20 protein-coding genes are annotated in these 22,615 nt (G+C 68.6%); 6 read left to right on the top strand and 14 right to left on the bottom strand.

Annotated elements, in window-relative coordinates; translation table 11 throughout:
* Positions 1–12 precede the first annotated feature (12 nt).
* The 7 genes from AC07PA_RS21645 to AC07PA_RS21615 all read right to left on the bottom strand — a co-directional run bounded on the left by AC07PA_RS21645 (position 13) and on the right by AC07PA_RS21615 (position 7,170).
* On the bottom strand, positions 13–873 hold the full coding sequence (locus tag AC07PA_RS21645; protein ID WP_494608830.1) for an amino acid ABC transporter ATP-binding protein: 861 nt from the start codon (positions 871–873) through the stop codon (positions 13–15).
* Complete coding sequence (locus AC07PA_RS21640; protein WP_494608831.1) at positions 860–1,657, bottom strand: amino acid ABC transporter permease; 798 nt, start codon at positions 1,655–1,657, stop codon at positions 860–862. The genes AC07PA_RS21645 and AC07PA_RS21640 overlap by 14 nt, the downstream gene beginning before the upstream one ends.
* Entirely contained in the window at positions 1,647–2,396 is a 750-nt protein-coding gene (locus AC07PA_RS21635; protein ID WP_494608832.1) for an amino acid ABC transporter permease, read from the bottom strand. The genes AC07PA_RS21640 and AC07PA_RS21635 overlap by 11 nt, the downstream gene beginning before the upstream one ends.
* The gene (locus AC07PA_RS21630; RefSeq protein WP_494608833.1) at positions 2,393–3,658 is read right to left on the bottom strand and encodes an aminotransferase class I/II-fold pyridoxal phosphate-dependent enzyme; all 1,266 of its coding nucleotides are present in this window, start codon (positions 3,656–3,658) and stop codon (positions 2,393–2,395) included. Before AC07PA_RS21630 ends, AC07PA_RS21635 begins: the two co-directional genes overlap by 4 nt.
* 19 nt (positions 3,659–3,677) lie before the next feature.
* A complete protein-coding gene (locus AC07PA_RS21625) occupies positions 3,678–4,514 on the bottom strand; it encodes a transporter substrate-binding domain-containing protein (protein WP_494608834.1) in 837 nt (278 codons plus the stop codon).
* Positions 4,515–4,603: 89 nt separating this feature from the next.
* Positions 4,604–5,449 carry a transporter substrate-binding domain-containing protein gene (locus tag AC07PA_RS21620; RefSeq protein WP_494608835.1) on the bottom strand — a complete coding sequence of 282 codons (846 nt, stop codon included), beginning with the start codon at positions 5,447–5,449 and terminating at the stop codon, positions 4,604–4,606.
* Between the two features lie 113 nt (positions 5,450–5,562).
* Complete coding sequence (locus AC07PA_RS21615; protein ID WP_494608836.1) at positions 5,563–7,170, bottom strand: rhodanese-like domain-containing protein; 1,608 nt, start codon at positions 7,168–7,170, stop codon at positions 5,563–5,565.
* 233 nt (positions 7,171–7,403) lie between these two features.
* Between AC07PA_RS21615 and AC07PA_RS21610 the strand changes: the two genes are divergently transcribed.
* The 5 genes from AC07PA_RS21610 (at position 7,404) to AC07PA_RS21590 (ending at position 13,864) form a co-directional block, all read left to right on the top strand.
* Positions 7,404–8,561, top strand: coding sequence for a sigma-54 interaction domain-containing protein (locus tag AC07PA_RS21610; RefSeq protein WP_494608837.1), 1,158 nt, complete (start codon positions 7,404–7,406; stop codon positions 8,559–8,561).
* 76 nt (positions 8,562–8,637) lie between these two features.
* Positions 8,638–10,428 carry a phosphatase PAP2 family protein gene (locus AC07PA_RS21605; protein WP_494608838.1) on the top strand — a complete coding sequence of 597 codons (1,791 nt, stop codon included), beginning with the start codon at positions 8,638–8,640 and terminating at the stop codon, positions 10,426–10,428.
* A gap of 31 nt (positions 10,429–10,459) precedes the next feature.
* The gene (locus AC07PA_RS21600; RefSeq protein ID WP_494608839.1) at positions 10,460–11,812 is read left to right on the top strand and encodes an LLM class flavin-dependent oxidoreductase; all 1,353 of its coding nucleotides are present in this window, start codon (positions 10,460–10,462) and stop codon (positions 11,810–11,812) included.
* Between the two features lie 37 nt (positions 11,813–11,849).
* A complete protein-coding gene (locus AC07PA_RS21595) occupies positions 11,850–13,502 on the top strand; it encodes an FAD-dependent oxidoreductase (RefSeq protein ID WP_494608840.1) in 1,653 nt (550 codons plus the stop codon).
* Positions 13,499–13,864: a 4Fe-4S binding protein gene (locus tag AC07PA_RS21590; RefSeq protein WP_494608841.1), complete on the top strand. Its 366-nt coding sequence runs from the start codon at positions 13,499–13,501 to the stop codon at positions 13,862–13,864. The genes AC07PA_RS21595 and AC07PA_RS21590 overlap by 4 nt, the downstream gene beginning before the upstream one ends.
* Positions 13,865–13,959: 95 nt before the next feature.
* Here AC07PA_RS21590 and AC07PA_RS21585 read toward each other — a convergent pair whose 3' ends face one another.
* From AC07PA_RS21585 to AC07PA_RS21570, 4 genes are all read right to left on the bottom strand, one after another.
* Positions 13,960–14,817, bottom strand: a complete 858-nt coding sequence (locus AC07PA_RS21585) for an ABC transporter permease (RefSeq protein ID WP_494608842.1) — start codon at positions 14,815–14,817, stop codon at positions 13,960–13,962.
* Positions 14,810–15,688, bottom strand: coding sequence for an ABC transporter ATP-binding protein (locus AC07PA_RS21580; protein WP_494608843.1), 879 nt, complete (start codon positions 15,686–15,688; stop codon positions 14,810–14,812). The genes AC07PA_RS21585 and AC07PA_RS21580 overlap by 8 nt, the downstream gene beginning before the upstream one ends.
* Positions 15,685–16,710, bottom strand: coding sequence for an ABC transporter substrate-binding protein (locus AC07PA_RS21575; RefSeq protein WP_494608844.1), 1,026 nt, complete (start codon positions 16,708–16,710; stop codon positions 15,685–15,687). The genes AC07PA_RS21580 and AC07PA_RS21575 overlap by 4 nt, the downstream gene beginning before the upstream one ends.
* A 356-nt stretch (positions 16,711–17,066) precedes the next feature.
* Positions 17,067–18,140 carry a site-specific integrase gene (locus AC07PA_RS21570; RefSeq protein WP_494608845.1) on the bottom strand — a complete coding sequence of 358 codons (1,074 nt, stop codon included), beginning with the start codon at positions 18,138–18,140 and terminating at the stop codon, positions 17,067–17,069.
* A gap of 124 nt (positions 18,141–18,264) precedes the next feature.
* On the opposite strand from AC07PA_RS21570, the gene AC07PA_RS21565 reads away from it, so the two are divergent.
* Positions 18,265–19,260 carry a DNA-binding protein gene (locus AC07PA_RS21565; RefSeq protein ID WP_494608846.1) on the top strand — a complete coding sequence of 332 codons (996 nt, stop codon included), beginning with the start codon at positions 18,265–18,267 and terminating at the stop codon, positions 19,258–19,260.
* Position 19,261: 1 nt separating this feature from the next.
* On the opposite strand, the gene AC07PA_RS21560 is transcribed toward AC07PA_RS21565, so the two are convergent.
* From AC07PA_RS21560 to AC07PA_RS21550, 3 genes are all read right to left on the bottom strand, one after another.
* A complete protein-coding gene (locus AC07PA_RS21560) occupies positions 19,262–19,642 on the bottom strand; it encodes a hypothetical protein (RefSeq protein WP_494608847.1) in 381 nt (126 codons plus the stop codon).
* Positions 19,643–19,953: 311 nt separating this feature from the next.
* Positions 19,954–20,913 carry a Bug family tripartite tricarboxylate transporter substrate binding protein gene (locus AC07PA_RS21555; RefSeq protein WP_494608848.1) on the bottom strand — a complete coding sequence of 320 codons (960 nt, stop codon included), beginning with the start codon at positions 20,911–20,913 and terminating at the stop codon, positions 19,954–19,956.
* Between the two features lie 108 nt (positions 20,914–21,021).
* A complete protein-coding gene (locus AC07PA_RS21550; RefSeq protein ID WP_494608849.1) occupies positions 21,022–22,614 on the bottom strand; it encodes a gamma-glutamyltransferase family protein in 1,593 nt (530 codons plus the stop codon).
* Position 22,615 lies beyond the last annotated feature (1 nt).

Raw genomic sequence — 22,615 nt, 5'->3', positions numbered from 1 at the left:
TGCGGTTCGGGCTCAGATGGCAAAGCGCAGCCCGCCGAACGGCGTGGCCGGCACCGTGGGGTGCTGGGTGGTGGCCCGGGCGCGGCCGCCATCGCCCAGGGTACGGCTGAGAAAGGCGCGCGTGCGTTCGCTCTCGGGCTGGCCGAAGATCCGTGCGGGCGGGCCCTGCTCGACGATGCGCCCGGCTTCGGTGAAGTACACGGCATCGCTCACCTCCTCGGCAAAGCGCATCTCGTGGGTCACCAGCACGCAGGTCATGCCACCCTGCACCAGCTCGCGGATCACGGTGAGCACCTCCCCCACGGTCTCGGGATCGAGCGCCGAGGTGACTTCGTCGAACAGCATCAGCTCGGGCTGCATGGCCAGGGCGCGGGCAATCGCCACGCGCTGCTGCTGGCCGCCCGACAGTTCGCCCGGGTAGGCGGCCTCCTTGTGCGACAGGCGCACGCGGTCGAGCAGCTCGCGCGCCGTGCGCTCGGCATCGGCCCGCGCACGGCCGACCACGCGGGTGGGGGCGATCACCAGGTTCTCCAGCACCGTGAGGTGCGGAAACAGGTTGTACTGCTGGAACACGAAACCCACGCGCTTGCGCAGCGCGATCAGCTCGGCCTCGGTGCGCAGCGCGTCCACGCGCGTGTCGCCCACCGCGATGCTGCCGCGCTGGGGCCGCAGCAAGCCGGTGATGCAGCGCAGGATGGTGGACTTGCCCGATCCCGAGGGCCCGATGATGGACACAGCCTCGCCCCGGCGCACCTGCACGTCGATGCCCTGCAGCACCTGGTTGCTGCCGAAGGACAGGTGCACGTCGCTCAGCTGCACCAGCGGCGTGCCCGCGTTCGGGGTGGAGGGGGCGGTGGTGTCAATGGTGGTCATGGCGTTGCTCCAGCGCGCGCGTGGCGCGGGCAATGGGGTAGCAATAGGCGAAGAAAAGGGCCAGCAGCGTGAAGTACACGAGGATGGTGAAATCGGTGCGGGCCACCGTGTTGCTGGCGATCTGGGCCGTGTCCACCACGTCGTGCACGCCCACCAGCGAAGCCAGCGAGGTGCTCATGGTGATGCTGGCGTACAGGTTCATCCACGGCGGCAGCATGCGCCGCAGGCACTGGGGCAGCACGATCAGCCGGAAGATGTCGCGCCGGCGAAAGGCCAGCGACTGCGCCGCCTCCCACTGCGTGCTCGGGATGGACTGGATCGCGCCGCGAAAGATCTCGGCCACGTTGGCGCTGGTAGGCAGGGCCAGGCCCAGCACCACCTTGATCCAGTCGGGAAACGGCAGGGTCCAGGACACCAGGTGCAGCTCGAACGGGAACACATAGGTGGTGAAGTACACCAGCACCAGCACCGGCGCATTGCGAAACACCTGCACATAGCAGCGCACCACCGTGCGCACCGCGCCGATGGGCGACAGCGCCAGGGCCCCGAGCACCAGCCCCACGGCCGTGCCCAGCGCCACCGCCAGCACGCTGATCTCGATGTTGACCAGCAGCCCGCGCAGCAGGGCCGGGGACCACTTCCACAGGTGCACCAGGGCCGTGGGCGTAGTGCCCGTCGCGTTCCAGAACCCGAGCATGGCCAGAACAGCCGCCGCGCCGATCAGCCACGGGTTGCGCACCAGCGCCAGCGGCACGGGGCGGCGCAGGACGATTTCATTGGCCATAGCCGGGCATCCTCAGTCGGTGTTCGAGCCAGCGGCCGGCGCGGCTCACCAGCCAGGTCAGCAGGCCAAAATACAGCAGGATCAGGAGCAGCAGCTCGAGCACGTTGTCGCGGTGCGTCCAGATCATGATGGATTCGTAGGTCACGTCGCCCACCGCGATGGCCGAGGCCACGGCGGTCATCTTCACCAGGTCCACCAGGTTGTTGACGAGGGACGGCAGGGCGAAGCGCAGGGCCAGCGGCAGCTGCACCCGCGCCAGCAGCTGCTGGCGCGAGAAGCCCAGCGAGCGCGCGGCCTCCAGCGTCACGCGCGGCACGGCCTCGATGCCGGCGCGCAGCGCCTCCGCATGGAACACCCCCTTGTGCAGCGACACCACGATCACCACCCACACCAGCGGCGTGAGCGGATTGCCCAGGCCCGTGCCCTTGAGCTGCTGGCTGATGAGCATGTTGAGCACCAGGAAGGCACAGTACAGCTGCACCAGCGTGGGCGTGTTGCGCGTGACCTCCACGAAGGCCCGCGCCGGCAGCACCAGCCAGGCGCGGCCCGAGGTGAGCAGGGCCGCCAGCACCACGCCTGCCGCCAGGCTGCACGGAATGGTCAACAGGCACAGCTGCAGTGTGACGCCCAGGCCCCGGACGAAGGCCTGGCGCTCCCCGGCATTGAGCACGAACGCATAGTTGAGCCCGATGCCCTTGAGCACGGCCACGCCCTGGGCCAGCCATTCGGTGTCACTCATGCCGTGGCCAGTTCTGCCGCACCGGCAGGGCGCAAGGCCCCCACGGCACGGGCAATGCGGGTTGCGGCCTCGGCCAGGGCGGCATCGCTGGCAGCGATGGAAACGCGAAAGTAGGGCGAGAGCCCGTAGGCCGGGCCATCCACCACGGCCACGCCTTCGGATTCGAGCAGCCATTCGACGAAGTCGGTGTCCGAGGCAATGGGCTGGCCATCGGGCCGCAGGCGGCCCAGCACCCCGGCGCAGTTCACGTAGGCGAAGAAGGCGCCTTCGGGCGCCAGCAGCGACAGCCCATCGATGGCGTTGAAGGCCTGCACCACGAAGGCCGCGCGCCGTGCATAGCTGGCACGGGCGTGGGCGACGAAGGACTGGTCGGGCGCGGCCAGCGCCGCAGCGGCGGCGGCCTGGCCGATGGCGTTGGCCCCCGAGGACACCTGCGACTGGATCACCGCCATGGCCTGCACCAGGGCCTGCGGGCCTGCGCCCCAGCCCACGCGCCAGCCGGTCATGGCATAGGTCTTGGAGGCGCCGTTGACCAGCAGCGTGCGCTCCTTAAGGTCCGGCGCCACGCCGAGCAGGTGCGCGGGCGGCTGGGTGCCGAACCAGATGTGCTCGTAGATCTCGTCGACCAGCACCCAGACCGCAGGGTGTCGCTGCAGCACCCCGGCCAGGGCCGCCAGCTCGGCAGCGCTGTACACCGCGCCGGTGGGGTTGGAGGGGGTGTTGAGCACCAGCCAGCGCGTGCACGGCGTGATGTGGGCCTCGAGCGCCGCCGCCGTGAGCTTGAAGCCCGTGGCCTCGGTGCAGGGCACGAACACCGGCGTGCCATCGTTCACGCGCACCATGTCCGGGAACGAAGTCCAGTACGGCGCGGGCAGCAGCACCTCGTCGCCCGCGTCCAGCGTGGCGGCGAAGGCGTTGTACAGCACCTGCTTGCCGCCATTGGCGACGATGACCTGCGAGGGCGGATAGAACAGTGCGTTCTCGCGCGCGTACTTGGCGCTGATGGCCTGGCGCAGGGCCGGGGTACCGGGCGTGGCGGTGTATTTGGTCTCGCCGCGGGCCAGCGCGGCCGTGGCCGCCTGCTTGATGAAGTCCGGCGTGTCGAAATCGGGCTCGCCCGAGGTCAGCGTGACGATGTCGCGCCCCTCGGCCCGCAGTGCCGTGGCCCGGGCGCTGGCAGCGGCCACGGCCGACAGGCGCACGCGCTGGGCGCGTTGCGACAGGCGCAGCGGGGCGACGTGGGTGGGGGTAGGCTGGGTCATGGAAGGCAGGCCAGGCCCATCAGGCGGGCGTTTTCTTGAATTTCTGGTGCAGTTGGTGCAGCAGCGGCGTGGGCGTCATGCCATTCTTCTTTTCTACCTCGATCAGCCAGCCGGTGCGGTGCCAGTGCTGCACGATCCTGTCGAGTGCCGCCTGGGTATCGGCCTCGCCCTTGCGCACCCAGATCACCGAGGGCGAAGGGATCAGGTCCGCGGGCGAAACGATCTCGTAGTCCTTCCAGTCGGCGTTGTCGGCCACCAGTTCGCGCAGCGTGGGGCTCACGTGCACGGCCACGGCGCAATTGCCGCCGCGCAATGCCAGCAGCGATTCGGGCTGGCCGCGAAAGGCCTTGATCTGCGCGCCGTACTGGTCGGCCAGCGGCTTGGTGAAGTTGCTGCCCTGCGATACGCACACCGGCTTGCCCTTCACGTCCTCCCAGCGGGCGATGCCGCTGCCCTTGCGGGCGATGGCGGCGCCGCCGACTTCCTCGAACGGCGTGGGCACGAAGTCGAGGATCTCGCTGCGCTCCTGGGTCCACTGCATGTTGGCGATCAGGATGTCGACCTTGCCCTGCTGCAAAAACTGCACCCGGTTGGAGGGCTGGACCTGCACCGTCTCCACCGCCACGTTCAGGCCCTTGGCCACGCCTTCGGACAGCTCCACGTTGTAGCCGATGTGCTTTTGCGTCGCGGGGTCGATGGTGCCGAAGGGCGGGCCCGACAGGATCACGCCCACCACGATCTTGCCGCGCTGCTTGATGCGCTCGAGCGTGGCGTCGGCGTGGGCGGGCGCTGCCAGCGCCAGCAGCAGGGGCAGGGCAGCGCTGGCCTGGGCGAAGAGGCGGTGCAAAGGGTTCATGGGTGATTCACGTGGGTTGGTACGCAAAAGCAGCAGCCCCTGCGGGCGGCAGGGGCTGGGCACAGGGGCGGATCTAAGCGGCGGGCGGTTCAGGAGCCCTGTTTGAATTTGGCTTGCAGCTCGGGTAACAGGGGCTGCGCAGGCTCGATGCCCAGGCGTTTTTCGGTGGCGATGAGCCAGCCGCTGCGGTGCCAGTCGCGCACCACCTTGTCCACGGCCGCGATGGTGTCGGCCTCGCCCTTGCGGGTCCACACCACCGACGGGGCCGGCAGCAGCTCGGCCGTGATCGGGGCGTTGTGCCCGCTCCACTCGGGGTTGGTGCGCAGCAGGGGATGGATCAGCGTGGCGTCGTGCACGGCGGCCACGCAGTTGCCGCCCTTGAGCGCCAGCAGCGATTCGGACGAGCTCTTGAAGCCCTGCACCTGCGCGCCGTACTCGGCCGTGAGGGGCTTGGCGTAGCTGCTGCCCTGCGACAGGCAGACCGGCTTGCCGCGCAGGTCTTCCCAGCGGCTAATGCCGCTGTTCTTGAGCGTCGCCGCCGTGCCGCCCACGCGGTAGAACGGGGTGGGCGCATAGCCCAGGATCTCTGCGCGCTCGGGCGTGAGTTCCATGGAAGCGATCAGCAGGTCCACCTTGCCGCCCTGCAGGAACTGCACGCGCGTGGCCGTCTGCACCTGCACCAGGTCGGCTTCGACGCCCAGGCCCTTGGCCAGCGCACGGGCCAGCTCGGGGTTCCAGCCCACCAATTGCTGGTTGGCCGGGTCGATGGAGCCGAAGGGCCCGCCGTTGATCAGCACCCCGATGGTGACCTTGCCGCGCTGCTTGATCTTGTCGAGCGTGGCGTCGGCATGCGCGGCCGGGCTGGCAAAGGCCAGCAGGGAGGCCGCGGCAAGGGTGGAAGCGAGGAGGGAAGGGCAGGGGAGGCGAAGCGGCATGGGGATACTACAGGAAAACCCGCATGGTGCCGCTCTGCATGTCCTCTGAAAACAAATGTTTCCAGATATCCATATCCGGATTTTGTTGCGCGTGCTTTCCACTCCCGTGCGACTCAGGCGTGCACAGCTTCGTGCTGCGGCAGGCGGAAGGCGCCCAGCTCCTCGGGCGAGCACTGGGCGATGAGCCCGGTTTCCCATGCTAGGTAGCGCCGCGCCGCATCGAGGTTGCCGTCGTGCCGGTCGTGCACGAAGAACAGGTAGTCGATGGCATCGGCATCGCTGGGGCCATGGGGCGATGCCCCGTGGGCCAGGCCCGCAGCAGACCAATGGGCATGGGCAGTCCAATGGACCTGGCGCCAACCCGCCTCGGCCAGGTCGACCGCGGCCAGCTGGGCCGTGGCTGCATCGGGCGCGATCAGCAGCACCGGGGCATCCGGCGCAGCGGCGGCCGATTGCGCCGTGGCAACGATGCGGGGCCGCACCGCCCAGCGGGCGCCCGCGGGGTGCTGCCGGCGGTGCGCCAGCGAGGCCTGCAGGTCCAGCAGCACGGGCTGCTGCTGTGCTACCCACTGCGCAAGTTCTTCTGCAGCCACCTCGGGGAGGGAGGGCAGGGCGGCAAGCTGCTGCAGCGGGGCGGGCACGCGCAAGGCCGCGCCGATGCCACCTTCGACCACGGCAGTCTCGTGGCCCAGCCGCGCCAGCCAGGCGGCCACGACCGGGGCGCGCACGCCGTCATCGTCCAGCAGCAGCGCACGGCCGCCGCGCACGCCGATGGCCTGGTCGGTGGCCTGCAGCAACTGCCCGCCCGGTGCATGGCGGGCGCCGGTCAGCGTACCCTTTGCAAATTCCTCGGCCGTGCGCACGTCGAGCACATACGTGGTGCGCGTGGTGTCGTCAATCCAGGCCTGGGCCTGGGGCGTGCTCAACAGGTGCACGCCCGCGTCCTGCGCCAGGCTGCGCGCAGCGGCCTGGTCATCGGCATGTGCAGCCACGGGCTGCTGCTGCACGCCGCTGCGGGTGCTGCCATGCTCCAGCGCGAGCCCGGCCAGGGCCCAGCCCTGGGTGCCGTTCTCCAGCGCCAGCACAGGGTTGGGCACGCCCAGGCTGCGCAGGATCTGCGCGCCGATGATGCTGCGCGTGCGGCCGGCGCAATGGATCACGATGGGCGTGGTGGCATCCGGCACCAGGCTGCGCCAGCGCAGGGCCAGCTCGCCGTTGGGTACCGAGACGGCGCCCGGGATGGCCATCTTCTGGTGCTCCTGCGCCGTGCGGCCATCGAGCAGCACCAGGGCTTCCTTCGCATCCAGGCGGGCCTGCAGTTCCCGGGCGCTGATGTGCGGGGTGTCGTAGGCATGCTCCACCAGTTCACCAAAGGTCTTGGACGGCAGGTTCACCCCCTTGAAAAGCGTGAACCCGGCCCGCTCCCAGCCGGGGGCGCCGCCTTCGAGCACATGCACCTGGCGATAGCCCAGGCCGGCCAGCCGCCGGGCCGCCCGGTCGGCCACGCCATCGTCCGCGTCCACCAGCACCACGCGCGTCTCCAGGCGGGGCACCAGGTGGCCGATATCGATCTCCAGCCGGCTGTAGGGCGCAGGAATCGCGAAAAAGGGATGGCCTTCACCGAACTGGCCGGCCTCGCGGACATCGAGCAGGGCGATTTCATGGCCATCGTGCAGCCATTGGTGGGTGGTGTCGGGGGAGATCGGTGCGGATTGGGGCATGGTGGCAGGCCGCTCCGCGGCAGGGTCCCGGAGTTGCGGCGCGAGAAAAGGAGCAAGGCGCGCACGATAAGGCCACGCGCCACCAGGCCACGGAATGTTTTTGAATATGCAAACTCGTTTTGCGCGCCAGCGCGCTGCCGATACTGCGTGCCCGCGGGGCCGCGCAGTTTGCCGCATATCCACATGCGAAAACCTGCGTTCGCCCCAGGTGCCGGGCAACATAGTCTGGCGGCATGTCCAGCCTGCTGCCAGCTTCTGCGAGCCCTTTGCCCCAGCGCGTGCTGACGCTGCCCGAGTCGCCCCTGGGCGGGGCGCCGACCATCCGCGCCAAGGCGCTGCTGTTCCACGACCCGCGCTCGGTGCAGTTGCTGGACCAAGTGGACCGCATCGCGCGCAGCGACGCCTCCGTGCTGGTGGTGGGTGAAACCGGCACGGGCAAGGAGCTCATCGCGCGCCACATCCACACCGAAAGCGGGCGCCGGGGCCCCTTCGTGGCCGTCAACTGCGGCGCCTTCAGTGAATCCCTGATCGACGCCGAGCTGTTCGGCCACGAAGTGGGGGCCTTCACCGGGGCCACGCAGGCACGTGCCGGCTGGTTCGAGGCCGCCCAGGGCGGCACCCTGTTCCTCGATGAGATCGGCGATCTGCCGCAGACCCTGCAGGTCAAGCTGCTGCGCGTGCTGCAGGAGCACCAGGTGGTGCGCCTGGGCTCGCGCAAGCCCGTGGCGCTGGACGTGCGCCTGGTCGCCGCAACCAACATCGACCTGGCGCGGGCCGTCCAGGCGCAGCATTTCCGGGCCGACCTCTACTACCGGCTCAACGTCGCCGCAGTCGGACTGCCGCCACTGCGCGAACGCCCCGGCGACATCCTGCCGCTGGCCGGGCATTTCATGGCCCTGTATGCCCAGCGCCTGGGCCAGGCACCGGCGCGGCTGTCCGCCAGCGCGCGCCAGGCGCTGCAGTCGTATGCATGGCCCGGCAACATCCGCGAGCTCGAGAACGTGGTGCACTTCGCGCTCATCGTGGCCCGCGGTGGGGTCATCGAGCCGGACGACCTGAAGCTGGTACCCGCCTTGCAACCGCCCCCTGGCACCGCGCTCGGGCCGGCAGCGATGGCCGAGCCGCCGTCGGCCGCCGAATCGCTCCAGGCGGTGTTGCAAGACCTGCTGGAGCAGGGGACGCCCCGGCTGCACCAGCATGCCGAGGCCGCACTGGTGCGCTGCGCCTTCGCGCAGGCCGATGGCAACCAGGTGCAGGCCGCCCGACTGCTGGGGGTCACCCGCAACACGCTGCGCACCCTGCTCAAGCGCCATGGCCTGCTGGCCGATCCGGCCCCACCGGCCTCCCGCGTGCCGCTGCACCCGCCCAGCCCCTGGCGCTATGCGCAATGAACCCATGCCGTTGCCGCGCCACGCGGCTGCGGCCCCGATGAACCCGACACCACGACACACCAGGGAGTTTTCTTTCATGAGCACATCACCATTGCGCGACACTGCGCACCCCACGGGCGCGCCGCACAGCACGCCACGCCGCCACTTTCTGGGCCAGGCCGGCGCAGGGCTGGCGGGCCTGGCCGGCGGCGCCAGCGTGGCGCCGGCCCTGCTGGCCGGCAGCGGCGCGGTGCATGCGCAGCAGGGCGGGGCAGCCGCGGGTTACGACGCACAGTTCGTGCGGCGCACGGAACAGCTGCGCATCGAGCTGGCACGCGCCAGCGCTGCCACGCCCATCCCCCCGCACCCGGTCAACGGCGACGATGCCCTGTACCCGAACAAGATCGGCTCGGACACCCGGGGCCTGCCGCACAACGCCCGGGGCGAGGTGGACCTGCCCGCCTGGAACCTCGCCACTGCGGCCTTCGCATCGCGCGACCCGGCCGATTTCGAAAAGATCATCCTGGGCGGCACGCGCAAGCTGGTCAACCCCATCGGCACCCTGGCCGTGAGCCTGGATGGCCTGAACGCCGCCCAGTTCGCGTTGCCGCCCGCGCCCACCCTGGCCGGCACCCAGCGCGCGGGCGAGGCCACCGAGATCTACTGGGTGTCGCTGCTGCGCGACGTGCCTTTCAGCGAGTTCCAGGAAGGGACCCGCCACGCGGACGTGATCGCCGCCGCCGAAGAGCTGAGCCGCGCGCCGGACTTCCATGGCCCCCGGATCAACGGCAAGGTCACGCCGCAGACCCTGTTCCGGGGCGCCGCCTGGTATGTGGACGCCAGCGACCGCTCGGGGCGCACCGGCCGCTGGGCCACGCCCCCGGGCGTGACCGACGGACCCTACATCTCGCAGTTCCTCTACCGCGACGTGCCCCTGGGCCCGCAGTCGCTGTCGGCACGCATCCGCACCTACACCCCGGCCAACGAGTTCCTCACGAACTACGACGAGTGGCTCAACGTGCAGAACGGCAAGGCCCCGGCCGGGCGCATCGCCTTCGACCCCACGCTGCGCTACATCGCGACCACGCGCGACCTGGCCGCCTATGCGCATGCGGCCGTGGCCTTCAGCTTCGCGGCCAACCAGCTGCTGGGCACACCGCTGTCGGCGGCCAGCCCGGGTTATGGGGGCCTGTTCGCGTCCGACAAGAGCCTGGCCCCGAGCAACCCCTACCTGCGGCTCAAGACCAGCGGGGGCGCCTCGGGCACCTTCGGCTCGGCCTACTTCCAGTCCTTGCTGTCGCTCGCCGGGTCGCTGGCGATCCGGGTCAACTACTACCAGAAGTGGTACGAGCAGCGCATCCTGCGCCCCGAGGCCTTCGGCGGCCTGGTGCACCACCGCCTGGCCAACAAGGTGGATGGATACCCCATCCACGAATCCTTCCTGGGCTCGCAGGCCCTGGAGCGCAGCCGCGCCCGCAACGGCTCCTACCTGCTGTCGCACGTGTACCCCGAAGGGGCGCCCATCCATTCGTCCTACCCCGGTGGGGCCGCCATCATCGCGGCCGTGACGGCCACCTTGCTCAAGGCCGTCTACGACGAATCGCTGGTCATCCCCAACCCGGTGCAGCCCGACCCGAACGACCCCACGCGGCTGGTTCCCTACCAGGGCCCGGCGCTCACCGTGGGCGGCGAGCTCAACAAGCTGGCGCTGAACTACGGCTCGGGCCGCACGGCGGCGGGCATCCACTGGCGCTCGGACGCCGCAGCCGCCTACGCCCAGGGCGAGGCCCTGGTGATCAGCCTGCTGCGCGAGCAAAAGCAGACCTTCCGCGAGCCGTTCGAGGGCTTCTCGTTCACGCGCTTCGACGGCACCCGCATCAGCATCTGAAGCAACCACCGACCTTGGAAAAGAGCCTGACATGACCCAACGACAACTGCGCCTGGGCGCCTTCATCATGGCCACCGGCCACCACATCGCGGCCTGGCGCCACCCCGGCGCGCAGGCCGATGCCGGTGTGAACCTGCAGCACTACATCGAGCTGGCCCAGACCGCGGAGCGCGGCCTGTTCGACCAGGTCTTCGTGGCCGACAGCCCCGGCGTGCAGAACCACGGCAACGACGAGTCGCTGAGCCGCCAGGGGCGGCTGTCGTACTTCGAGCCGGTGACGCTGTGGGCGGCGCTGGCGGCGGTCACCAGGCACGTCGGCTTCGTGGCCACGGCATCCACCACCTACGAAGACCCCTACCTGCTGGCGCGCAAATTCGCCTCGCTGGACCACATCAGCCAGGGCCGCGCCGCCTGGAACGTGGTGACGACCAGCGCCGACAACGTGTTCGGCAACTTTGGCCAGGAGGCCCACCCCGACCCCGCCGTGCGCTACGAACGCGCGACCGAGTTCGTGGACGTGGTCAAGGGCCTGTGGGACAGCTTCGACGACGATGCCTTCCAGCGCGACAAGGCCAGCGGCGTCTACCTGGACCCGGCCAAGCTGCACACCCTCAACCACGTGGGCAAGCATTTCCGCGTCAAGGGCCCGCTGAACCTGGAGCGGCCCCCCCAGGGCTATCCGGTCATCGTGCAGGCCGGCTCGTCCGAGGACGGCAAGGAGCTGGCCGCCGCCACGGCCGAGGCCATCTTCACCGCCTGGACCAGCCTGGCCGAGGCCCAGGCCTTCTACAGCGATGTGAAGGGCCGGCTGGCCAAGTACGGCCGGCGGCCCGAAGAGCTACTGGTGCTGCCCGGCATCTCGCCGGTGATCGGCCGCACCGAAGAGGAAGCCCAGGAAAAGTGGGCCGAGCTGCAGGCGCTCATCCACCCGGCAGTGGGCCTGGCCACGCTGGCGCCGTTCTGGCCCGGGGAGGACCTCGAGCGCTGGGACCTGGATGCCCCGCCGCCCTACATCCCGCAGGCGCCCAAAGGGATCAACAGCCGCGCCCACGTGGTGCTGGAGCTGGCCCGGCGCGAGCGCTTCACCGTGCGCCAGCTCTACGAGTACCTGGCCGGAGCGCGTGGCCACTGGGTGGTGGTGGGCACGCCCGAGACCATTGCCGACCGCATGCAGGAATGGTTCGAGAACAGCGCGGCCGATGGCTTCAACGTGATGCCGCCGGTGCTGCCGCAGTCGCTCAACGAGTTCGTGGACCTGGTGGTGCCCGAGCTGCAGCGCCGCGGGCTGTTCCGCACGGCCTACGAAGGCACCACGCTGCGCGAGAACCTGGGCCTGCAGCGCCCGCCCAGCCGCTACGCGCAGGCCGCCCGCCAGGCCGCCTGATCCCCCATCGGTCCCATTTCCACCAAGGAGGCTTTTCATGCCCGAACCCGTTGACATCCGCGGCGCGCAGCGCCTGGCACAACCCACCCACGAAACCGATGTGCTGGTGATCGGCGGGGGGCCGGCCGGCACCTGGGCGGCCATTGCCGCCGCCGGGCGCGGCGCCCGGGTGGTGCTGGTGGACAAGGGGTTCTGCGGCACCTCGGGCGCCACCGCGCCCTCGGGCACCGGGACCTGGTGGGTGCCACCGGACCTGCAGGCCCGCTCTGCCGCCAAGGCCCAGCGCGAAACCGTCGGCGGCTTCCTGGCCAGCCACGAATGGATGGACCGGGTGCTCGACCAGACCTGGACCAATCTGCAGCAGCTGGCCGACTGGGGCTACCCCTTCCCGGTGGACGAGGCCGGCCACGAGCGGCGCAACTCGCTGCAGGGGCCCGAATACATGCGCCTGATGCGCAAGCGCGTGAAGGAGGCCGGCGTGCGCATCCTCGACCACCACCCCGCACTGGAGCTGCTGGTGGACGCCGCCGGACAAGTGCGGGGCGCCACGGGCGTGGCCGAGCCGGGCGACCGCCCCTGGGCGGTGCATGCCGGCGCCGTGGTGCTGGCCAGCGGGGGCTGTGCCTTCCTGAGCAAGGCACTGGGGACCGATGTGCTCACCGGCGATGGCCACCTGATGGCGGCCGAGGCAGGGGCAGCTTTTTCGGGCATGGAATTCTCGAGCGCCTATGGGCTGGGGCCCACGTTCTCGAGCGTGACCAAGTCGCTGTTCTACAACTGGGCGAGCTTTCGCGACCCCGGCGGCGCCGTGATCGAAGGCGCGGGCTCGGCGCAAGGCCGCAGCATCATTGCCCGGCGCCTCATCAGCGAGCCGGTGCATGCCGTGCTGGACAAGGCCGATGGCGCGGTGCGCCAGTGGATGCGCCAGGCGCAGCCCAATTTCTTCCTGCCGTTCGACCGCCTGGGGCTGGACCCGTTCACCCAGCCGTTTCCCATCACCCTGCGGCTGGAGGGAACGGTGCGCGGCACCGGCGGCCTGCAGTTGCAGGGGCTCGACTGCGCAACGCGCGTGCCCGGGCTGTATGCAGCCGGCGACGTGGCGTCGCGCGAACCCATCTGTGGCGGTTTCACCGGTGGCGGCAGCCACAACGCGGCCTGGGCGCTGTCCACCGGCTTCTGGGGCGGTGCGGCCGCGGCCGACCATGCCCTGGTGCACCGCAGCACGCCGGCCGCGGCGCCCGTGTGGCGGGCAGGGCAGGTGGGGCTGGCGGCGCGCTCACCGGCCAGCGCACAGCGCATCGACCCCGAAGCCCTGGTGGCCGCCGTGCAGGCCGAGGTGTTTCCGCTGGAGCGCAACTGGTTTCGCAGCCGCGACGGGCTGCTGCCGTCCCTGGCACGGCTCGACGCCCTGTGGGTCCAGGCAGAGCGCAGCGCCCCCGCATCGCCCGAGGTGCTGCGGCGCACCCGCCAGGCCGTGGCGCTGCTGGCGCATGCGCGCTGGATGTACCGCAGCGCCCTGGCGCGCAACGAGACCCGGGGCATGCACCGGCGCACCGACTTTGCGCAGCTCGACCCGGCCCAGCAGCACCACGTGGTCGTGGGCGGCTTGCAACAGGTGTGGGTAGGCCAGCAGGCGACCGGTGCCACAGGCTCTACAGGCGCCGCGGCGCTCCAGGTGGCGGCCGCATGATCGAGCTGGTGGACCCGGCCCGCTGCACGGGCTGCAATATCTGCGTGGCGGTGTGCCCCACGCGCGTGTTCGACGCCGCGGCCCCGGCCGCGCGCACCGCGCCGGGCTCCGAGGTGGCAGCCGTTCCGGCCATTGCCCGGCAGGGCGACTGCCAGACCTGCTTCATGTGCGAGCTGTACTGCCCGGTGGATGCCCTGTATGTGGCGCCCCAGACCGTGCCCCTGGCCAATCTTGCGGGCGGCACCGGGCTGCCGCCCGTCGCCTGGGGCAGCTACCGGCGGGCCGTGGGCTGGCACGAGCAGGGTGGCAGCACGGCCGGGCTGGACCAGAGCTACCACCTGCTGGGCGCCTCGCTGCGCTGAAAACGTACGGGATAAGGCGCCAGGACAAAACAAAAGAAAAGCCACTGCGCTCGCGCGCAGTGGCTTTGTGCTTTGGGGCCGAGGATGCCTGCGCTTCAGCGCGCAGTGCCCTGCCAGGCGGTAAAGTGCCGCTCCAGCCCTTGCAGCGCGTAGTTCAGCGTCACGCCGATGGCCGTGATGGCGATGATGCCGAAGTACATGTCGCCGATCAGGAAGCTGTACTGCGCATAGATGATGAGGTAGCCCAGCCCGGCCTTGGCCCCGACCATTTCGGCGGCGATCAGCACCAGCATGGCCGAGGCGGCCGCCAGGCGGATGCCGACGAAGATCGTGGGCACCGACGCCGGCAGGATCACCTTGACGAACAGCTGGCGGGGCGTGGCCCCCATGGTGCGCGCGGACTTGATGAGCAGCGGATCGACCTGCCGCACGGCGGCGATGGTGTTGAGCAGCAGCGGCCAGGCGCAGGCGTAGACCACGATGGACAGCTTGGACACCTCGCCAATGCCCAGCAGCAGCAGGAACACCGGCAACAGCGCCAGCGGTGCGGTGTTGCGCAGCAGCTCGATGAGCGGGTTGACGGCCTGACCCAAGCGCTGGTACCAGCCGATCGCCAGCCCCAGGGGGATGGCGGCCACCGTGGCGATGGCCAGCCCGCCCAGCGAGCGCGCCAGGCTGATGGAGGTGTGCTCCCACAGCTGGCCGTTCTGCGCCAGCACCCAGCCCGCGGCCAGCACCTCGCTCAGGGGCGGCAGAAAGGTCGGATCGGTCAGGCCCAGGCGGGGCACCACCTCCCACAGCGCGGCGAGCGCCAGCACCAGGCCGGAGCGCCAGGCGCCATTGAGCAGCCGGCGCGCCAGGCGCAGCCAGAGCGTGGGCAGCGGCGGCGCAGCCGGGGAGGCCGCAGGGCTCGGGTGCTGCGCCCCGGGCGCGGACAGTGCGATGTCAGACATGGCTGGATTCCTTCAGGGGGGGTTGGGCGGCAATGCGGCTGCGGCGTTCGTGCCGCGCGGAGGCGACTTCGTCGTGCAGCAGGCTCCAGATCTGGTGGCGCAGCTCGCCGAACAGGGGCAGCGAGCGGATGTCATCGGTGTCGGCGCGCAGCGACTCGGGGATCTCCACGATCTCCTTGATGCGGCCGGGGCGGGTGGTCATCACCGCCACGCGCTGGCCCAGCACCACGGCCTCGTCGATGCCGTGGGTGATGAAGACAATGGTCTTTCCCGTGCGCTGCCAGATGTCCACCAGCTCCTCCTGCAGCGTCTCGCGGGTCTGGGCGTCCAGCGCGGCGAAGGGTTCGTCCATCAGCAGCACCTGGGGTTCGTAGGCCAGGCTGCGGGCAATCGCCACGCGCTGCTTCATGCCGCCGGACAGTTCGTGCGGGTAGCGTTGCGCGAAATCGCCCAGGCCCACGAGCTGCAGGTAGTGCGCGGCCTTGGCGCGGCGCTCGCGCTTGCCCAGGCCCGCCACCTCCAGGCCGAAGGCCACGTTGTCCAGCGCCGTGAGCCAGGGGAACAGGGCGTACTGCTGGAACACCACGCCCCGGTCCCGTGCCGGGCCGGTGATGGCCCGGCCGTCGATGAGCACCTGGCCGCTGGTGGGCAGCGACAGGCCCGCGAGCAGGTCGAGCAGCGTCGACTTGCCGCAGCCGCTCGGGCCCACGAGCACCAGGAACTCGCCGGGCCGGATGTCCAGCGTGACATCCTGCACGGCCACGAAGCGCTTGGCGGGGCCGCCGTCGTCGGCCCGCACCGTGAACTCCTTGGTCACGTGCTCAAACCGGATCTTGGCCGGTGGTGGGTTGCTGTTGGCGCCGCTGCTCATTTGCTGGCCGCCAACTTGTCCACGCCACCATGGGCGTAGGGGTTGAAGGCATTGGTGTACAGGTCGGCGGCCTTGAGCTGGCCGGGCTTGATCACCTCGTCCTTGACGAGCCAGTCGATCCAGATCTGCAGCTCCTTGTCGGTGATCAGGCCGCCCTTGCCCGCGACGCCCGTGCTTTTCCAGTACTGGATGGCTTCGGCGGTTTCGGCGCGCTTGCGGCCCTCGATGATCTTGGTGTAGCGCGCCCGCACCTCGGCGGGCGGTGTGTTGCGGGCCCATTCGATGGACCGCGCCAGGGCCGACACCAGGTGGCGGCTGGCGTTGGGGTTCTGCTCGATGAACTTGTTGTGCAGCACCAGTGCGCCACCCGTGAAGTTGCCGAACAGGTCGCGGTCCTTGAACAGCGGGCGGATGCCGCCGCGCTCCAGGGCCTTGTCGCGCAGCACGCCGCCCAGCGTGGAGACTTCCACATGGCCCTGGCGCAGGGCCTGTTCGCCCGTGACCGGAGGCGTGGCCACGAGGGTGACCTGCTTGGCCTCGGCAGTGCTCAGCTTGCCGCGCTCCAGGTACTCGCGCAGCATGAATTCGTGGTGCGCGCCCAGGGTGTTCACGGCCACCTTCTTGCCGATCAGGTCCTTCGGGCCCTTGATCGGGCTGTCGTCCTTGACGTAGTAGCCGTTGTAGGTGTGGTCGTCGGATCCGTAGTAGCCCAGTACCGCCTTCACCGGCGCCTTCTTGGCCACCAGCTTGACGATGGCGCCGTAGAAGGCCCCGCCCACGTCCACATCACCGGTGACCACGGCCTGGATGTCCTGCGGGCCGCTGATGGTGTTGCCCACCCACTTGGTCTTGAGCGGGGCCAGGTAGCCCAGGTCTTCGGCCAGTTCGATCCAGGCCACCTGGCCGGCCCAGCCTTGGTAGCGGATTTCGGTTTTTTCCAGGTTCTGCGCAGCCACGGGGGCGGCGACAAGGCCCAGCGCCAGGGCGGAGGCCAGCAGAAAACGTTTCGACAGATCGGGCATCGGGATTCTCTCCATTCCGTTGGGGTCAGTGGTGTGTCCATCAACAGGTACCCGCCTTGTCGGCACCCATACCACCCCGTTCAGCGGGGCTTGCAGGGCGCACTTGGCGCAGTACCAGACCCACCCGCTTTCGCAACCCGCGTGCCACGGCGACGAGGCTGCTTATGCGGAAATCGTGGATGGGCCCGGCAGCCGGCCACGTCCCAGCGGGACGGGCAGAAGGGGCAGGGGAGGGGGGGCGCCGAAGCCGCCACCAGGGGGCCATGGCGGACCGGTCCCCCAATGCGGGCACTGCTGGAATTTCAGCAGGCCGTTGCACGCTTTGGTGCCGGCTGCTGAAAAGCCAGCAGGCTGCGTCAGTGCTCGGCGTCTTCTTCCAGCAGCCGCGCAGCCGGGCTGGCGTCCGAGGCCCGGAAATACCCGAGCAGGCTGGCCACGCTGCGGTGGCCGGTCATGGCCATAGTATCGGCCATGGGAACCTTCTGGGTCGCGGCCTCGGTCACGAAGCCGGAGCGCAGCGAGTGCGCCGAGAACCCATCGGGCAGCCCGGCCGCCTGCGCACGCTCCTGAACGATGCCGCGCACTGCGGCGGCCGACAGCGCTTCACCGAGCCTGCCGCCTTTGCGCACACGCCTGAAGATCGCACCCTCGGCAATCCCCGAGGCCGCCAGCCAAGCCTGCAAGGCCTCGCCCGCCATCCCCTGGATCGGCTTGTGGTTCTCCGGTCGGTCCGCACCGGCCTGGTTGGTCTTGGAGTGGGCAAGGGTGTAGACGAACGCGGCCGGCCCGCTTTGCCGCAGGTGTTTCATGTCCGCCGAGGAGACCTCCGAGCGCCGGCGCCCGCCGCTGGCGAAGGCAAACAGGAGGAGGGCGCGATCGCGCAGCCCTTTCAGGCTGGAGGCATCGCAGGTCGCCAGGATCGCCATCAAGGGGTCCCTGGTCAGGGCGTCCTTCTTCTGCGGCAAGTCTCCCCGCTTGGCGTAGGCGCGGCGGGTCTTCGACAGCAACTCGCGCACCTTGGCGTCCTGGCAGGGATTTTCCATGCCCCGCACCTGGTGGGCCTTGGACAGCACCGAAACGCGGTGCAGCAAGGTGCTCAGCGCCATGGGCCCCGGCTTGCCCTTGAAACCCGCTTCGACCAGCGTCGCATCGATGGCCGCCGGCAACTCGTGGGCCAGGCCCTGGGCGGTCGTGCGCTGCGCATGGTCGACGACGAACTGCAGAACGGCACTTGGCGGCAACGGCAGCGCGATCGGCTGGCCGTAGCGCACATTGAACCAGGCAGCCCAGTAGCGCAGGGCCGACCGGTAGCTGGCCAGGGTGTTGGCGGACTCGCCCTCGCGCAGCAGCTGATCGACGGCGAGTGCCGTCACATCCGAGAGCACGCCAGGCTGCAGCGCGGCATGCGTTTTCAGGGCTGGCAAGCGCATTCATGCTCCTTCAGGCCATTTTTTGCATTTATCAAACATATGATGTATTGTTTACTATGAATTTAACAATTTACTCACGATAATCTTCAATTATCGATGGTAATTTTAGGAATGGAGTGGCGCAATGCAAGCGAAAAGTGCGAGAGGGCCGCGCGGCGTTCAGATGGAAGAGGTGTGGGCCGCGGCAGACGCCGTTCTCGCGCTCGGGGAAAGGCCGACCATCGAGCGGGTGCGCCTGCAGCTGGGTCGCGGCTCGCCGAATACGGTGGGCCCCATGCTCGATGGGTGGTATGGCTCGCTGGCCAGGCGGCTGCAGGCGCCGGCAGACCCGGTGGAAGGAGCAACCGATGCCGGGATTCCCTTGCCGGGGCCTGTGATGAGGGCAGCGAAAACCCTGTGGGGCAGGGCGCTCCAGCATGCGGATGAGCAGGCGGCCGCCCAGTTGGCAGACGCCCGCGCTGAGCTGGATGCCCAGGTCGAAACACTACGCCAGGAGCAGGATGGGCTGGCGCGGGAAAAGCAGCGCCTGGACGATCGCAGCGCGGCCTATGCGGTGGCCATGCAGGCCCGCGATGCCCAGGTCGCCGACCTGGTGCGCCAGACCCAGGAACTGCAGCAGCAACTGCAGGCCTGCCAGCAGCAATGGGACAGCGCACGCACCGAGGGCGTGCAGCTGCGCCAGGCAGCGGATGCAGATCGGCGACGCCTGGAGGCCAGGGAGATGGAACACCACGCCGAGCGCTCCCGGCTCGAAGAGCGCTCACAGACCCAGGAACGCAGGCTCCATGCCGAGGTCGACCGCGCCCGCCAGGAATCCAGGCGGCTGGCGCTGCAACTGGAGGGCGACGGCAAGAAGGCAGCCAAGGCCCTGGCCGATGCGATGGACAGGACCCGGGAGCGCGACGCCCAGGTGGGCGCGCTGCAGATCGACAAGGCAGGCCTGTCCCAGGAACTGCAATCCGCCCGCGACGAGGTGCAAGGCCTGCAGGCGAAGCTCGACGCGCGCAGCGGCGACATGCTGGCCGTGCTCAACGAACTGCGCGACCGGCTCCCCACAACGCCGCCAGCGCCCGCTCCGGGGGCTGCACCGAAAACGAGGGTGCGCAGGAACAGGGCCTAGACTATTTGACGTCCCTGAACCGGTCGGAGCACGCCCGTTTGTAGACACGGTCGAAGATCGATTGCTGCCAGGAGCCCGCGGCAGTGTCCATCGGGTCCCGCATCGATTCTCCAAGGTCATCCACCATGAAGCGCCGGAACCCGAGGTACGTACCCGAGCGGTCTTTCGCATTGATCTCGCCACAGAGCGTGACCTTGGAGTCGCCATGCTCCGACAGGAAAAGTTGGCGGAACTTGGTGCCCTTGGGATGGGGCAAGGTGTCGAGGATGGCCGCCTTGGACTCGGCCACGCTGAAGGATTCCCTGGCGGACTGGGCAGCCACGGTGGTCGAGACAAGGACGGCCGCCACCAGGAGCGCCCGTTGGAGGTGGGAGATCAGCATGGCCGCGATCATAGGGCGACGGGATCGGACCTGTCTGGAGCTCGAATTCCCGGGAAGCGAAAAGAAGAGCAAGGGGCGGGAGCAAAGAGGGATCGGCCAGACGGGCCTGGCATGCCTGGTCAGAAATCACTCAAATCGCGCTTCTTTGATTTAACATAATATACATCGTATCTAGTCATGATGCCCAGGCTGCAGAAGAGCTGAACCTGGCCCCACCCAGTGCTCGATCTGGCTGGTTGCACCTTGCACGGACCTCAGATCCGGCGGCTGAACGCGGCCACACGCAACTGAGGTTTCAGACGAACGCTTGGTCAGTCTGGCTTGAAGCCAGAGGCCTTCACCGGCTGCTCCCAGCGTTTGAGCTGCTCGGCTTGCAGCTTCTTGAGCCCGGATGAATCCAGGTAGTCCGGAACCAACCCCAGCGCGGAAATCCTGTCCCGCACATCCTGGGCGCGAAGCGCCTCGGCGACGGCCCGCTCGATGCGCTGCACGACTGCCGGCTGCATTCCCGCAGGACCGTACAGGCCGAAATACCCATCCGCAGTCATGTTGATTCCGGCTTCCTTCAACGTAGGCACGTCGGGCAAAGCGCTGGAGCGTTCCTGTCCAGTCACCGCGACAATCCGCACCCTGCCCGCCTTGTGATGCTCCAAGGTCTCAGAGGCTGTGTCCACCATGAGCGGGAGCAGCCCGGCTACCAGGTCTTGCGCTGCGGGTGCGCCCCCTTTGTAAGGTATGTGCGTGAGATTGACGCCCGTGGTCTGCGAAAGCAGCACGCCCGTAAAGTGGCCCAATGTTCCGGCTCCCGAGGTGGCGAAGTTGGCTTTGTCAGGGTTCGCCTTCATCCAGGCCAGCACATGCTTGATATCGCGTTGGGGACCTGCAGGACCGATCGTGAGGGCAAAGTCGAAGCTCGCGGCACGCGCGATCGGCGTGAAGTCCTTCACGGCATCGTACGGCAGATTGGGATAGAGCCAGGGAGCCACCACCAGCGTGCCACTGGTGGCCATGACCAGGGTTTGCCCATCCGGCGGCAATCGTTTGAGCTCAGCCATCGACACCCGCCCCGATGCGCCCGGTTTGTTCTCTACGACGACGTTTTGTCCCAGCGAAGCGCGCAGCTTGTCGGCAAGAATTCTCGTCAATTGGTCGGATGAGCCACCGGGCGCGAACCCGACAATGAGCTTCAGGGTCCGGTCTTGCCCAGATGCCGGCAAAGCCAGTGAGAGTGCTGAGGCTGCAGCTGCTGCGGAAAAGATTCGTCGCTTCATTCTGGGTGTCTCCTGGCTTGTTGCTCTGTTGCGGTTGATGGAAGGGGAATCCGGTGCGCCAGTGATGCGTGCAGTTTCAAAGGCTGGATTGATCTGGCACCGCTGCTGCTAAAAGCCAACCGCCTGTCCGTCCCGGCGCGAGTCGGATGCTGCGATGTACCCGTGCTCCGCCTTGTAGAGCAGCTGGGCTGACCCGAAGTCCAGGCTTTGACGCTGCGCGACAGTGACGCTGTGTCCGCGGGCGCGCAGGGAGTCCGGCACATCGCCAGGGACATGCGATTCCAGCGTGACCGTGGGGCCTGGCTCCACGCGAAACCGTGGAGCATCGCTCATGGCTTGCGGGTTTTGTCCGAAGCTGGCAAGCCGTGTCACCATCTGCACATGCCCTTGTGCCTGCATCGAGCCGCCCATGACGCCCATCGCCATCACGGGTGAGCCATCGCGCGTGATGAAACCCGGGATGATGGTGTGCAGTGGCCGCTTGCCCGGAGCAACGAGATTCGGATGGCCCGAGACCAGGCTGAAGTCTTCGCCGCGATTGTGCAGACTGATGCCGGTGCCTGGAACGACCACGCCGGAGCCAAAGCCATGGTAGTTCGACTGGATGTAAGAGACCATGGTGCCAGCCGCATCCGCTGACGCAAGGTAGACCGTTCCGCCGGTTTTCGGCATGCCGGGGCCTGGATTGGCCGCGCGCTTCATGTCGATGAGCTTGGCGCGCTCCGCCAGATAGGCCGCGTCGAGCAAGTGCGCCGCAGAGACAGGCGACATGGCAGGCGCATCTGCAGCATATTGGTGGAGGTCGGCGAAGGCCAGCTTCATCGCCTCCAGGCCCACGTGGTAGTAGTCGGCACTGTCCACTCCCATGCTTGCCAGGTCGAAGTGGTCCAGGATGCCCAATGCAATCAGTGCTGCGAGCCCTTGGCCATTCGGTGGAATCTCGTGCAAGGTGTAGCCGCGAAACGACTGCTCGATGGGTTCGACCCATTCGGCCCGGTGCGCCGCGAGATCGGTTGCGCGCAGCGCACCGCCGCACTGCTTGGCAAACGCTTCGATTTTCTCGGCGAGTTCGCCCCGGTAGAAACTCTCGCCGCCGCTCTCGGCAATGAGCTCGAGTGTCCTGGCTTGCGCTGGAAACCGCCAAAGCTCGCCTGCGCGAGGAGCGCGCCCATCCCATGTGAACGCATCGCGGAAGCCCGGTTGGTCGATCAGTCGTGGAATCTGGTTGGCCCACTGCCTCGCAATTTGCGGCGAAACCATGAAGCCTTCCCGCGCGTACCGAACAGCCGGCTCGAACAGGCGTGCAAAAGGCAGTTTGCCAAAGCGATCCGACAGCGCCTTCCATCCCGCAACCTGGCCCGGCACGGTCACCGAATCCCAGCCCTTCTCCGGCATTTTTTCATGCCTGCCGAAATACTGCGGCGTCCAGAGCGAGGGCGCGCCTCCGCTGGAGTTCAGACCATGCAACCTGCCCTCGTGCCACACCAGCACGAACATGTCGCCGCCTATGCCGTTCATGACAGGTTCGACCACCGTCAGCGCAATCGCGCAAGCAAGCGCGCTATCGATGGCGTTGCCCCCCTGGTACAGCATACTCAGACCGGCCTGTGCCGCCAAAGGCTGGCTGGCGCTCACGGCATTGGCCGCGAGCAGTGGCATCTTTTGCGAGGTATAGGGGAACGACCAGTCAAGGGGCTGCATG

The organism is Acidovorax sp. GW821-FHT09B03, assembly GCF_059418305.1.
The sequence above is the reverse complement of the archived record's forward strand: the minus strand, read 5'-3'. Positions and strand labels throughout refer to the sequence as shown.

Bases quoted from the DNA above. Each gene is read 5' to 3' on its own strand.
- AC07PA_RS21645 (WP_494608830.1), bottom strand. From the start codon at position 873: ATGACCACCATTGACACCACCGCCCCCTCCACCCCGAACGCGGGCACG.
- AC07PA_RS21640 (WP_494608831.1), bottom strand. From the start codon at position 1,657: ATGGCCAATGAAATCGTCCTGCGCCGCCCCGTGCCGCTGGCGCTGGTG.
- AC07PA_RS21635 (WP_494608832.1), bottom strand. From the start codon at position 2,396: ATGAGTGACACCGAATGGCTGGCCCAGGGCGTGGCCGTGCTCAAGGGC.
- AC07PA_RS21630 (WP_494608833.1), bottom strand. From the start codon at position 3,658: ATGACCCAGCCTACCCCCACCCACGTCGCCCCGCTGCGCCTGTCGCAA.
- AC07PA_RS21625 (WP_494608834.1), bottom strand. From the start codon at position 4,514: ATGAACCCTTTGCACCGCCTCTTCGCCCAGGCCAGCGCTGCCCTGCCC.
- AC07PA_RS21620 (WP_494608835.1), bottom strand. From the start codon at position 5,449: ATGCCGCTTCGCCTCCCCTGCCCTTCCCTCCTCGCTTCCACCCTTGCC.
- AC07PA_RS21615 (WP_494608836.1), bottom strand. From the start codon at position 7,170: ATGCCCCAATCCGCACCGATCTCCCCCGACACCACCCACCAATGGCTG.
- AC07PA_RS21610 (WP_494608837.1), top strand. From the start codon at position 7,404: ATGTCCAGCCTGCTGCCAGCTTCTGCGAGCCCTTTGCCCCAGCGCGTG.
- AC07PA_RS21605 (WP_494608838.1), top strand. From the start codon at position 8,638: ATGAGCACATCACCATTGCGCGACACTGCGCACCCCACGGGCGCGCCG.
- AC07PA_RS21600 (WP_494608839.1), top strand. From the start codon at position 10,460: ATGACCCAACGACAACTGCGCCTGGGCGCCTTCATCATGGCCACCGGC.
- AC07PA_RS21595 (WP_494608840.1), top strand. From the start codon at position 11,850: ATGCCCGAACCCGTTGACATCCGCGGCGCGCAGCGCCTGGCACAACCC.
- AC07PA_RS21590 (WP_494608841.1), top strand. From the start codon at position 13,499: ATGATCGAGCTGGTGGACCCGGCCCGCTGCACGGGCTGCAATATCTGC.
- AC07PA_RS21585 (WP_494608842.1), bottom strand. From the start codon at position 14,817: ATGTCTGACATCGCACTGTCCGCGCCCGGGGCGCAGCACCCGAGCCCT.
- AC07PA_RS21580 (WP_494608843.1), bottom strand. From the start codon at position 15,688: ATGAGCAGCGGCGCCAACAGCAACCCACCACCGGCCAAGATCCGGTTT.
- AC07PA_RS21575 (WP_494608844.1), bottom strand. From the start codon at position 16,710: ATGCCCGATCTGTCGAAACGTTTTCTGCTGGCCTCCGCCCTGGCGCTG.
- AC07PA_RS21570 (WP_494608845.1), bottom strand. From the start codon at position 18,140: ATGCGCTTGCCAGCCCTGAAAACGCATGCCGCGCTGCAGCCTGGCGTG.
- AC07PA_RS21565 (WP_494608846.1), top strand. From the start codon at position 18,265: ATGCAAGCGAAAAGTGCGAGAGGGCCGCGCGGCGTTCAGATGGAAGAG.
- AC07PA_RS21560 (WP_494608847.1), bottom strand. From the start codon at position 19,642: ATGCTGATCTCCCACCTCCAACGGGCGCTCCTGGTGGCGGCCGTCCTT.
- AC07PA_RS21555 (WP_494608848.1), bottom strand. From the start codon at position 20,913: ATGAAGCGACGAATCTTTTCCGCAGCAGCTGCAGCCTCAGCACTCTCA.
- AC07PA_RS21550 (WP_494608849.1), bottom strand. From the start codon at position 22,614: ATGCAGCCCCTTGACTGGTCGTTCCCCTATACCTCGCAAAAGATGCCA.